The sequence below is a fragment of the Enterococcus sp. AZ067 genome (assembly GCF_051715005.1).
Classification (GTDB): Bacteria; Bacillota; Bacilli; order Lactobacillales; family Enterococcaceae; genus Enterococcus_D; species Enterococcus_D casseliflavus.
The window spans coordinates 2,885,107-2,896,905 of the sequence record NZ_JBIOSY010000001.1 but is presented as its reverse complement, the minus strand read 5'-3'; the positions used below and the strand labels follow the sequence as shown (position 1 = coordinate 2,896,905).

Annotated in this window: 12 protein-coding genes; 8 read left to right on the top strand and 4 right to left on the bottom strand. The window is 42.0% G+C overall.

Annotated features, from left to right (window positions below):
• Positions 1 to 8 precede the first annotated feature (8 nt).
• From IGI82_RS13790 to IGI82_RS13775, 4 genes are all read left to right on the top strand, one after another.
• On the top strand, positions 9 to 1,295 hold the full coding sequence (locus tag IGI82_RS13790) for an ABC transporter substrate-binding protein (protein WP_223597542.1): 1,287 nt from the start codon (positions 9 to 11) through the stop codon (positions 1,293 to 1,295).
• Between the two features lie 70 nt (positions 1,296 to 1,365).
• Positions 1,366 to 2,283: a carbohydrate ABC transporter permease gene (locus IGI82_RS13785; protein WP_223597543.1), complete on the top strand. Its 918-nt coding sequence runs from the start codon at positions 1,366 to 1,368 to the stop codon at positions 2,281 to 2,283.
• A complete protein-coding gene (locus IGI82_RS13780) occupies positions 2,284 to 3,153 on the top strand; it encodes a carbohydrate ABC transporter permease (protein ID WP_087627851.1) in 870 nt (289 codons plus the stop codon).
• 65 nt (positions 3,154 to 3,218) lie between these two features.
• Entirely contained in the window at positions 3,219 to 3,917 is a 699-nt protein-coding gene (locus tag IGI82_RS13775) for a hypothetical protein (protein ID WP_438842344.1), read from the top strand.
• 102 nt (positions 3,918 to 4,019) lie between these two features.
• Here IGI82_RS13775 and IGI82_RS13770 read toward each other — a convergent pair whose 3' ends face one another.
• From IGI82_RS13770 to IGI82_RS13760, 3 genes are read right to left on the bottom strand one after another with little or no spacing between them, the layout of a single operon-like run.
• Positions 4,020 to 4,856, bottom strand: coding sequence for a histidinol-phosphatase HisJ family protein (locus IGI82_RS13770; protein WP_438842343.1), 837 nt, complete (start codon positions 4,854 to 4,856; stop codon positions 4,020 to 4,022).
• A 19-nt stretch (positions 4,857 to 4,875) separates the two neighbouring features.
• Positions 4,876 to 5,517, bottom strand: coding sequence for a sugar O-acetyltransferase (locus IGI82_RS13765; RefSeq protein WP_016608797.1), 642 nt, complete (start codon positions 5,515 to 5,517; stop codon positions 4,876 to 4,878).
• 13 nt (positions 5,518 to 5,530) lie between these two features.
• On the bottom strand, positions 5,531 to 5,923 hold the full coding sequence (locus IGI82_RS13760) for a VOC family protein (protein WP_438842342.1): 393 nt from the start codon (positions 5,921 to 5,923) through the stop codon (positions 5,531 to 5,533).
• Between the two features lie 159 nt (positions 5,924 to 6,082).
• Here IGI82_RS13760 and IGI82_RS13755 point away from each other — a divergent pair, with 159 nt between their 5' ends.
• Positions 6,083 to 7,063, top strand: a complete 981-nt coding sequence (locus tag IGI82_RS13755; RefSeq protein ID WP_438842341.1) for an ROK family protein — start codon at positions 6,083 to 6,085, stop codon at positions 7,061 to 7,063.
• Positions 7,064 to 7,152: 89 nt separating this feature from the next.
• Here the strand turns inward: IGI82_RS13755 and rnhC are convergent, their stop codons facing one another.
• On the bottom strand, positions 7,153 to 8,079 hold the full coding sequence (rnhC, locus tag IGI82_RS13750; RefSeq protein WP_438842340.1) for a ribonuclease HIII: 927 nt from the start codon (positions 8,077 to 8,079) through the stop codon (positions 7,153 to 7,155).
• Positions 8,080 to 8,295: 216 nt separating this feature from the next.
• Here rnhC and zapA point away from each other — a divergent pair, with 216 nt between their 5' ends.
• From zapA to IGI82_RS13735, 3 genes are all read left to right on the top strand, one after another.
• Positions 8,296 to 8,736, top strand: coding sequence for a cell division protein ZapA (zapA, locus tag IGI82_RS13745; protein WP_005228634.1), 441 nt, complete (start codon positions 8,296 to 8,298; stop codon positions 8,734 to 8,736).
• A 23-nt stretch (positions 8,737 to 8,759) separates the two neighbouring features.
• A complete protein-coding gene (locus IGI82_RS13740; RefSeq protein ID WP_010749817.1) occupies positions 8,760 to 9,314 on the top strand; it encodes a CvpA family protein in 555 nt (184 codons plus the stop codon).
• Between the two features lie 78 nt (positions 9,315 to 9,392).
• A complete protein-coding gene (locus IGI82_RS13735; RefSeq protein ID WP_074933413.1) occupies positions 9,393 to 11,756 on the top strand; it encodes an endonuclease MutS2 in 2,364 nt (787 codons plus the stop codon).
• The last annotated feature ends 43 nt before the right edge of the window (positions 11,757 to 11,799 follow it).

The window sequence follows — 11,799 nt, the reverse complement described above, 5'->3', positions numbered from 1 at the left end:
AAATGGCTATGAACTTTGGGAAAATTGCTAAAACATCTTTATTGGCGTCTTCAGTAGTCTTATTTGCTGCTTGTGGGCAAGAAAACAACAATAATGATTCGGATGGAGAAATCACGACGATCCAGTTTTATACGTGGGGAGGTGAAGGTGACCTTCCCATCTATGAGCCACGTATCAAAGCCTTTGAGGAAGCGAATCCTGACATAAAAGTAGATTTCGTTCAAGTGCCAAGTGATTATGACACCAAACTGCAAACAATGTATGCCGGAAATGAAGCACCTGACGTTGTCCAAGTGGCAGAAAATGGGCAAAACTTTGCTTCTAAGGGATTATTTATTGATCTTTCAGACTATATTGCGGAATCATCGATTGACGTAGAAAGCAATTGGGGGGATGCAATGACCCAATATACCTATGATGGCCAACCATTTGGTTTGCCGGATAGAGGGGGCCCAGAAATTCTTTACTACAATAAAGACTTATTTGATGAAGCAGGGATCGAATACCCGACGAATGATTGGACGATTGAAGAATACACAGCTGCTGCCGAAAAATTAACAAAAATAGAAAACGGCGAAACGGTTCAGTATGGTGCTAGTGGAATGGATTGGGTGCCAAACTGGGGAGTATTTATCAAGTCCAATGGCGGTTCCCTTGTGGAAGATAACGAGGTTGTGATCAATTCTCCCGAAAACTTAGAAGTTCTTACTTGGTTTAATAATCTATACCAAGACGGTTATGTTGGCACATATGAATTTTATGAGTCTGTTGCGCAGTCTGGTGCGGATTCAATGTTCTCACAAGGTAGAATTGGTATGTTGACGACAGGATTTTGGAATATTGGCAACTTCACACAACTGGATGATTTAAATTTTGATATTGCACCGATGCCTTTTTTCAATGAAAAAGTTACGTGGCCTTTCGGAAGTGCCTTAGCGATTTCTAAGCAATCGACCAAACAAGATGCCGCCTTTCGATTCATTGAATATATGACGAGCGAAGAAGCACAAAAAATTCTTGGTGAAAGTTTAGTGGATTCTCCTGCCAATATCAAAGTATTGAACTCTGAAGAATTTACCAATAGACAAGTAAATGGGAAAGATCTTCGCTTGGACGTCGTAGGAATCTCGACAGAACGTGTTGTGATCGATGGTATTTTCGAAGGTCCTTACTACGGAGAACTGACCGGAGAGTTCAGCAATCAAGTAAAAGAAATGCTCCTTGGCCGTTTAACACCAGAAGAAGCGCTTGAGAAAATGCAAGAATCTGGCGAAAAAATCATGGAACAATATTAATTCAGAAAAAGGATAGCTTAGGGAAGAAAAATTTTCTTCCTTAAGCACCTTAGTTAAGGAGGGTTTCCTATTGGATCGTTCAGCGACACAACTTCAACTAAATCAAAAAAAGCGTAAGCGGACTCAGTCCCGCTGGTTTTTTGCCTTTGTTTCACCTTGGATCATTGGGTTTGTTTGTTTTACCATTGGACCAATGATTTTTTCGATCATCATGAGTTTTACTGATTGGGATATGTTTTCGGAATTTAATTTTATTGGGTTTGATAACTACCTGCGTCTTTTTAAGGATGATATTTTTTTAAAAGCTTTAGCAAATACGTTTCAATATACCTTGATCAGTGTGCCAATCAATTTATTACTTTCATTAGGTATGGCTTATTTATTGAGCTTTCATTTGAAAGGGATGCGTGTTTTTCGTACCATCTATTACTTACCCTCCATTGTACCAATCGTTGCGAGCACGATGCTGTTTACCCGTCTGCTTTCTTCCAAAGGATTAGTCAACCAGGCATTAGCCTTATTTGGTATCGACGGACCAGTTTGGCTGTTGAGTAAGGACCATGTGCTTTGGAGCTTCGTATTCCTTTCTCTATGGGGTGTCGGTGGAACAATGATCTTGATGCTGTCTGCCATCAATAGTGTGGGGGAAGAAATGTATGAATCGGCACTTCTTGATGGTGCATCCAGATTCAGAATGTTTATTAGTATAACCATTCCCCAAATTTCGCCGATTTTATTTTTCAACCTGATTACCGGAGTTATCGGGTCCCTTCAGACCTTTACTCAAGTGTATATGATGACCGGTGGTGGTCCTGATTATGCCAGCGAAATGATCGTTCCCTACCTTTATCGAAATGCCTTTTCATTCTATCGGATGGGTTATGCCTCGGCAATGGCATGGGTGTTGTTTATGATCGTGATGGTCTTATCCTTGATTGTGCTGAAGAGCTCAAGCTTATGGGTATTTTATGAAGAGGAGGTGAAGTAAGTGTTAGATAAAAATCTATCCAAAGTATCTAAATTATTGATCTATCTGACCTTGGTTTTGTTTGCGGGAATTTTGATCATTCCATTCGTTTATATGATTTCGATTGCACTAGCTTCGCCAGAGTCAAATATCAAAGAACAGTTTACTTTACTGCCAACGGAATTCTATTTGTCCAATTTCACCAATTTGTTTAGAGATTCCTTTTCAGGAGAGCGACCAATCTTGTTGTGGTTTTTCAACACGATGCTGATCGTCGTTCTCAGCATTGTTGGACAAATTATTTCTTCGACACTGGTTGCTTTTGGCTTTGCCCGAATGAAGTATAAACATAAAAACAAATTGTTTCTATTGGTATTAGGAACAATGATGTTACCAGGTCAAATCACCTTGATTCCTGTATTTTTGATTTTTAGAAACTTAGGTCTTTATAACACTCTTTGGCCACTGATCATCCCGCAATTCTTTGGCTCTGCCTATAATATCTTTTTTACTCGCCAATTTATTACGGCGATCCCAGGAAACTTATTTGAAGCAGCAGAAATGGATGGTTTAGGACCATTTAGATCCTTTACCAAAATAGTCTTACCGTTGATCAAACCAGCGATGGCTGCTATTGCTATTTTTACCTTTAACTTTGCTTGGAGCGACATCATGGGTCCTTTGATCTATGTATCAGATACGAGCAAAATGACCTTAGCTTTAGGCGCACAATCTATGTCTGCCACCTCCAATCCAGCGGGTACCGTCAATATGTCAATGCTGATGGTAATGTCATTGCTGTTGACACTTCCACAGATCATTATCTATTTCTTAGGACAAAAATATTTATTCCAAATCAATTTGGGGATTGGCAATAGCGGGACAAAATAAGCTGAAGAGCTTATGGAAAAAACTGACGATCTCATATAGAAAAATAGGGTTATAAGGAGCGACAGATGAAAAAAAATGTTCGACAATCGGAGATTAATCAAAAAGATAGCTACAAACTGTTTCATCATCTATCTTATTTAAACTATATTATCTATACTTTTCTAGGGACGCTGCTGTTTTGGTTGTTCAATGTACCCCTTCTTTTTTTATTGCTAACAATGGAAATCAAACTTAGCACCTTACCATTGTTTCTCCTGTCCTTCTTGCCAGTAGCACCAGCTTTTACAGCGTTACTCATCTATTTGAAAGAAGCAAAGGAGAAAGATGGTACCCCAAAAGTGTTTTTATTGGCCTATCGCAGGAAATTTAAGCATAGTCTTCTAGGGTGGCTTCCTGTTTTAGTCGTTATTGGGTTATGTAGTGCAAATTTATTGTTACTGAGGGTCACGATCCAAATCACTGAATTGAAATGGCTAAATCTGTTTCTGCTGATCGTCGCCTTGACGTTTGCGATCAACTATTTTTTAGTGGTCGCAACGGCACCGTCTCTTTCAATCAAGGAAGCTCTTTTGCTTAATCTCCAATTATTTATTTTGAAATCCAGCCGATATATGCTAAGTTTTATGATCATCATTAGTAGTTGGCTGCTGTTAGCCTTGGTTCCAATTTATCTGGCATTATTTGGCGTAGGGCTGATTGGGCTCTTATTATTACTGAACTTTGCGCCAGTCATGGAGTTTGCGCGAAAGCATTCGGTTCGTTGAGCAACAAAAAATCACCTGATCATGGAGCAACCTCGAACAGTTAGACCAAAATTCTAACAAGTTGAGGTCGCTTCAGTGTGTGTGTTATCAGGTGTTTTTAGGTTAAGCAAAACGATGAAAAATCGGCTGCATCTGTTCAAACGTACAGAGCTTAGTAAATCCTAATGACCGTAAAAGATCTTGTCCCTCTTTGATTTGAAACCCGAGGTGCTCTGGTTTATGACTGTCGCTGCCGATGGTTATCACGCTTCCCCCCAAGTCACGATAAAGCTTGAGGATCTCGATCGATGGCGTATACCCGTTGATTCCGTAACGGTGGGAAGAGGTATTCAGTTCAATGCCTTTGCCATTTTTGATCACGACTTTCAAGATCTCTGCGATTTGTTCTTTCGTTTGTTCAAAAGCGTCCTTCTCTTTATCTAAATAACGACGAATCAAATCCATATGGGCTAAGACGGAATACTCTTTATATGTCGTGACTAGCTGATACATTTCATCATAATAGCGCTCGTAGCATTCCTGTTGGCTGCGTCCTTTTTGAAATTCTCCAGTCCAAAATTCTTGATCGTCTACCTGATGAACGGAAAGTAAAATGAAGTCAAAGGGATGCGAATGATAAAGACGGGTAAATTGTGGGATTGTGTGCATTTGCATCCCAAATTCCAGCCCAGTTTTTAGCTTGATTTGGTCACTGTATGTTTCCTTTAAGCGTGCCAGTTCGTTAAAATACAAGTCGTAGTAGATATTTTTTACAACTTTATTGGCCCCGACGAGGTACGTATCCGTCGCTTGCCAGTCTTCTTTGACTCCATAATCCACATGATCGGTAAAGCAGATTTCTGCTAAGCCTAGTTTAATGGCGTCTTTGACTACATCTTCCATCAAATACCAAGAATCATCGCTGTAATCACTATGGACGTGATAGTCTGTAAAAATCATGGCGTCTCCTTTTGTTTCGTTATTTTTGCTGCTTCTGCCAGTCTGCTCGTTTTTGATGATAGAGCTGGGCGGCAGTTTCCCAATGTTCTTTGTCAGCCGGCTGAATCTCACGGATCACACGGGCTGGATTGCCGCCGACGATCGTATTCGGCGGCACATCTTTTGTGACGACGGAACCAGCAGCGACGATGGCATGTTTGCCGATCGTGACACCTGGTAAAATCGTACTATTGCCCCCGATCCAAACGTAATCTTCGACGGTGATCGGTAGGCCAAATTCCAAATCTTGACTGCGGACCACAGAATCGATTGGATGACCGGCGGTATAGAAGCTGACCCGTGGTCCCACCATCACATGATCACCAATCAGAATCTTATTGACATCTAAAAAAATGCAATCCATATTGGCATAAAAGTGATCGCCAATCTCAACATGGCGACCATAGTCAACATAAAGGGGTGGTTGGACAAAGCAATGCTGCCCAAATTTGCCAAAGAGTGCTTTTTCTTTGGCGATGATTCGTTCTCGGTCATCGACTGGTAAATGGTTGATTTCCTGGGCACGTTTTTTTCCCTCCGCTGAACCATTCTCAGGGAGAATGCCAGCAGCTTGATACAATTGACCAGCCAACATCGCTTGATAATCAAAGTCTTCTTTCATTGCAAAATCCTTTCTAAGACGGTAAATCGTCGGTGGTTAATTCAATCAAATTGCCTTCGGGGTCTTGGACAACTGCTTCATAATAGCCATCGCCTGTTGTACGAGGACCATTTAAAAGAGGGTAGCCATCTTCAACAAACCGTTGAGCGTATCGATCGACGTCAGCTTGATCACCAACTGCAATCGCAAGGTGAGTGTAGCCTAAGCTTTCGCTGATACGAGGGCTTAAAAATTTCTTGGTCGTTAATTCTAACCGACTTCCAGAATCAAAGGTCAAAAAATAGGACTGAAAGCCTGTTTTCGGATTATGGTATTTTGGGTTGCTGACCGCCTGAAAGTAGGTTTCATAAAATGTCTTCATTTTTTCCAAATCATTGACATATAGTGCGATGTGTTCAATTTTCATTATCGACAACTCCTTTAATAAGCAATATAGATCGTTTTTTTTTGAACTTAGTAAACTTTGTTTAATAAGTTGCTTCTATTATACCTTTGTTAACAAAATTAATAAAGGTATATTCCCAGCTTTTTATCTGTTAAAATAGGAGCGTTGAGGGGGAGAAAAATGAAAGCTTATCAGCCAACGACCATTAAATTACATAATCAGGCAGTATTGCTGGATTTGCTAAAACAGCAGCAAGCGCCTATGACCAAGCGCCAACTGGCAGATGCCTCTCAATTAAGCGTGGTAACGATCAACAAGCTGCTTCCTGAATTGATTGAAAAGCAGTTGCTTTTGACGACGGATCAACCGCAACGAACGGGAGGACGTCAAGCTGCGGCTTTCCAGTACAATGCGCAACGGACACTGTTGTTGATCATTCAGTTTATTGAAGAAGACCAGCAGATCGTGATTCGTTTTTCAGTCGTCGATCTCGTCGGGAACATTTTGCATCATGAGCAGTCAGCAGAGGGCCGATTGCCGCAGTTCTTGCAAGTGATTCGTCAGATAAAACAGGAATACCCGAAAATCAGCTTGGCAGTCGTGGGAATTCCTGGTGTGGAAATTGCTGGAAGACTGAAGATCATGGATGCTCCAGCATTTAAGGACATGGCGCTAGGGGAATTGATTGAAAAGGAGATCGCTGTAAAAACGCTTATTGAGAATGACGTGAATGCTGCGGTATTTCATTTCAAAGAAGAGAAAAAAATCGTGGCTGGCATTTATTTTCCGAAAAATTATCCGCCAGGTGCGGGACTGGTCATCGACCAACAGCTCTTTAAAGGAGCCAACCATTTAAGTGGCGAAATCAAGCATTTGCCGCATCTCTACACGGCTTCTTACCCTTTGGCAACAGAGGCGATCCCAGAACAAGTGACTGCCACTCTTCAAGCGATCGTGGCAGTGACGGACCCGCATCAAGTCATTTTGTTTTTGCCCTCTGAATGGCAGGCGCTCGTGTCGCGCTCCTTTTTGGAAAAGCAGCTGGCAGCAGTGTTTCAATATGGCGTCTTGCCAAAATTACACTTTTCCGATCGGTTTTCAGAAAATTATTTGGCTGGGTTGATCACGATGGGAATCGAAGCAGCTGGCTTAGGGCTTTGATTCCCAGCATTCAACTGGTACTGAGGACAAAAACTGCCACTGCTTCCTTTATTCAGAAGTAGCGGCAGTTTTTTTGAAAATACGAGAACTCACAGCTTGGCGAGTTTCTGTGCTTTTTCGGTATTCGCAAAATGCAGTTTGGCATATTGGCCTAATAGTGCTATGCCACCTTGCTGCAGTAATTTTGCTGCAACTTGATCAGCAGCTGCGTGGGCGCCAGAAGGCAAGCGCAAACCGACTTCTTTAGAGGCTGCATCTAATTCATCCAAAAAGACTGTACGACATAAAATAGAGGCTGCTGCTACTGCTAAATGATATTGTTCACCTTTCGTCGCAAAATAGAGCTTTTCAGTGACCGCTACTTGTTCCGACTTTAAATAGGTGCGATAATTTTTTTCGCTCGTGAACTGATCGATCAAAATGGCATCTGGTGTCTCAGGAGCAATCTTTTGCAAAAGCAAACGAATGGCTTGATTATGCAAAGCAACTTTCATTCGGACTGTGTTGTATTTTGGTTGGATCTCGTTGTATTTGCTGGGCGTGACGGTGAGCAATTGGTAAGGAACCAATTCTTTGATTTTCGGCGCCATCTTACGAATCTCTGGATCTGTCAGCATTTTTGAGTCCTTGACTCCTAAAGCTTTCAGCTGTGGTAATTGCTCTTTTTTTGCATAGACGGCACAGACCACCAAAGGACCGAAATAACTGCCATTACCGACCTCGTCACTGCCGACGACGCTTTTTTCGCTAAATCCTGCTGGCAACGCAGTGGATGAAACAGCCGCTTTTTTCTTATCTGGTACAGCACTTGCCGTATCGCCCCATAAGGAAGCTTCTTTTTCAGCAGTCGCTCCTTGGAACATGACTTTTCCTGACGTATAAGCAGTGATCGTCGTTGGCCCTTTTTTGGCGACAAACACTGTATAAGGAACTTTCTTAGCTAGCAAATCTCGTTGGTAAAATTGCTGCATCTTTTGGATAGTTGAAGTTGGTACTTTGATAACGATCGTACTCATTTGATTCCTCCTGATTTTTTGTCTTTTTTTAGGTAGACAAAAGGATACTTTAAGATTTTACCATACTTCTTATTCTTTTTTACTAAGACGATCAGCAAACAAACGATTGGCATGGAAATTCATAAGAAAATCACGTATAATAGTTAAGAGTTTGCGACACATGTTCAATAAGTGATAGAATAGAGCAGAATGTAAGCAATGGGAGGAAATATTCCTATGACGGAGCAAAAGAAACGTTATAAAGCAGTTATCGCGAATCAAAGTTACACGATTATTGGACGCGAAAGCAAAGAACACATGGATATGGTGACAAGATTGGTCAATGACCAACTGCTTGAGATCATGCAATTATCGCCACAAACCGATCAAGAACAAGCGTCGATCTTATTAGCGATCAACGCTGTTTCCGACCAGCTGAAAAAACAAGAACAGCTTTTGGTCCTACAAAAAAAGGTGGACGAGCTGCGAGGACAAGCCATTAAAGCAACGGAGCTTGAGAATCGCATTAAGCGGATCGAAGCGATTGAATCCGAAGCACGGAAAGTTCTCGATGAGACAGGTCGCAGTGATGTGGAGATCCATAATCATGTGGAAGCACAACAGATCTTAAATGAACAAAGGAAACGAAAAATTCAAGAAAAGACAGCCCATGGGTAGTGCGGCGTAGAAAGGATACCTAAATGATTGGATTATTTGTCTTGGTTTTGTTGTTGGCAGCCTTTTACGGCGGCGCACGGCGCGGAACCAGTTTACAATTGGTCTCAGTTTTGGGCTATTTGATCTCTTTTTTCTTTGCAGTTGCAAATTACCAAGAAATTGCGAAGAAAATTGAGCTCTATGTTCCTTATATGTCAGTAACGGCGGACTCAAAGTTAAAATACTACGATATGGAACTGGCTTTAGATTTAGACAAAGCCTATTATGCAGCCATCGCTTTTGTGATGGTGCTCTTTGCTGGATGGCTGATCACAAAACTAGTGGTGATTTTTGCAGACAGTTTGCGTTACAAACGCCTAAGTTTTTTAGGTGGTTATGACTGGGCAGTTGCGGGTGTTTTGAATGTTATCTTGATGTATATCAATTTGTACATGTTTTTCATGATTCTCTCAATGATCCCGTTTGCCACGATTCAAAATCTGTTTGAAACGAGCGGAACTGCGAATTTCATCGTTGATCGGTCGCCGATTCTCTCAGATTACTTCTATCGATTGTGGATCACAGATGTGATTGGGTAAAAAGCAGGCAGATGGTTGCAGAGCCATTCTGCCTTTTTCTTAGGAACAAAAAGTTAAAACAAAGCAGGTGAGAAAAGAATGAATACTAAGATCCTTGATGTTTTAGGATTTGAACAAGTAAAGAGTCAAATCGGTCAGTATATTGTAACAGCCCAAGGAAAAGAAGCCTTAGCAAAGCTTGCGCCATCAAGTGATGCGCAAGTCATTTCCTCTTGGCTAGCAGAAACAGAAGACGCGATCAAGATCCAACGTTTAAGAGGCGGAATCCCTGTACCAAAGATTGAGAATATTCGTCCCCAAATGAAACGGATCGAAATTGGCGCCGATTTAAACGGCATTGAGTTGGCACAAGTTGCCCGTGTCTTATCAACTACGCAGGAATTGAAACGCTTTTTTGCTGATTTGTCTGAAAGCGAGATTGAATTTTCCCGCTTGTATCACTGGGAGGAACAGTTGGTGTCTTTGCCAACCTTGAATCGACGCTTGAAAGAAGCTATCGATGAGGATGGCCGAGTCACAGATGATGCCTCTCCAGCACTACGTGGAATTCGCCAATCGATCCGACGAGCAGAACGGACGATTCGCGAGACATTGGATGGCATCGTCCGAGGTGGCAATGCAAAGTATCTAAGTGATACGATCGTAACCATGCGAAATGAGCGTTATGTGATTCCAGTCAAACAAGAGTACCGAGGTGTTTTCGGCGGGGTAGTCCACGACCAAAGTTCCTCTGGTCAAACCTTGTTTATCGAACCGAAACAAGTAGTGGAACAAAATAACCGTTTGCGCCAGCATCAAATTGCGGAACGGGATGAAATTACACGTATTCTAGCAGAATTGTCAGCAGAGTTAGCCCCATATCAAAGAGAGATCCTCCATAATGCGTATGTGATCGGGATCATGGATTTCATGAATGCCAAGGCTCGTTTTGGAAAAGAGATGAAGGCAATCGTACCAGCGATCAATCAAGACAACCATGTCTTTTTTAAGCAAGCACGTCATCCATTGATCGATCAAGAAAAAGTCGTTCCTAACGATATTACGATTGGAAAAGACTATCAAGCCGTTGTCATTACTGGGCCGAATACCGGTGGGAAAACCATCACCTTAAAAACATTAGGGCTATTACAGATCATGGGCCAAGCTGGTTTACCAATTCTGGCAGAAGAAGAAAGCCAAATGGGTGTCTTCAATGAGATTTTTGCGGACATTGGGGATGAACAATCCATTGAGCAAAGTCTATCGACCTTTTCTTCTCATATGACAACGATCGTTGAAGTGTTGAAAAAAGTCGACGAGACAAGCTTAGTTCTCTTTGATGAATTAGGCGCAGGAACCGATCCTCAAGAAGGGGCGGCACTAGCGATTGCGATTTTGGACGAACTTGGGGCTAAGTCGGCTTATGTCATGGCGACGACCCATTATCCTGAATTGAAGGTTTATGGCTATAACCGATCCAATACGATCAATGCCTCTATGGAATTTGATGTTGATACCTTAAGTCCGACCTATCGCTTGTTGATCGGGGTTCCAGGACGAAGCAATGCGTTTGAGATTTCGAAAAGACTTGGCTTGCCAGATACGATCATTGATCAAGCCAAAGAGATCATGGATGGAGAAAGCCAAGACCTGAATGAAATGATCGCTGATTTAGAAAATCGAAGAAAAATGACGGAAACCGAGTATCTTGAAGTCCGTCATCATGTAAAAGAAGCGGCCCGCTTACACCAAGAGCTAGAAGCAGCCTATAGTTATTTCTTTGAAGAACGTGAAAAAGAATTGGCGAAAGCTCGGCAAAAAGCCAATCAGATCGTTGAAGAAGCCAAAGAAGAATCTGAAAAAATCATTGCCGATATTCGTAAAATGCAGTTAGCCGGCGGTCAAACGAAGGTCAAAGAACACGAGCTGATCGACGCGCGCACCAAGTTATCAGGACTGCAACAAGAAGAACATCTGCAAAAAAACAAGGTTCTGCAAAAAGCCAAAGCAGCCAAGACGCTGAAAGAAGGAGACGAAGTGCTTGTAACATCTTATGGGCAGCGCGGGGTCTTGTTGAAAAAAGCAGGCAAAAATCAATGGCAAGTCCAAATCGGTATTTTGAAAATGAATTTGCCAGAAACAGATCTCCAACCAGCAGCGCCAGTGAAGGAGCCTACACAGCGTATCGTCAATACGATTCGTTCTGCTGACAGCAGTCCAGTGGTCAATCAGTTGGATTTACGCGGCAAGCGGTACGAAGAAGCCCTCAATGAAGTGGATCAGTATTTAGATGCGGCGATTTTGGCAGGTTATCCGCAAGTGACGATCGTCCACGGAAAAGGAACCGGTGCGCTGCGTCAAGGGATTACCGATTATTTGAAAAACCATCGCTCGGTGAAAAGTTTTGAATTTGCGCCAGCAAATCAAGGGGGCAATGGGGCGACCATTGTGAAGTTTAACTAACCTTTAAGAACCCTTACCTTTTGTAAGCAGACGATTTTAAAAA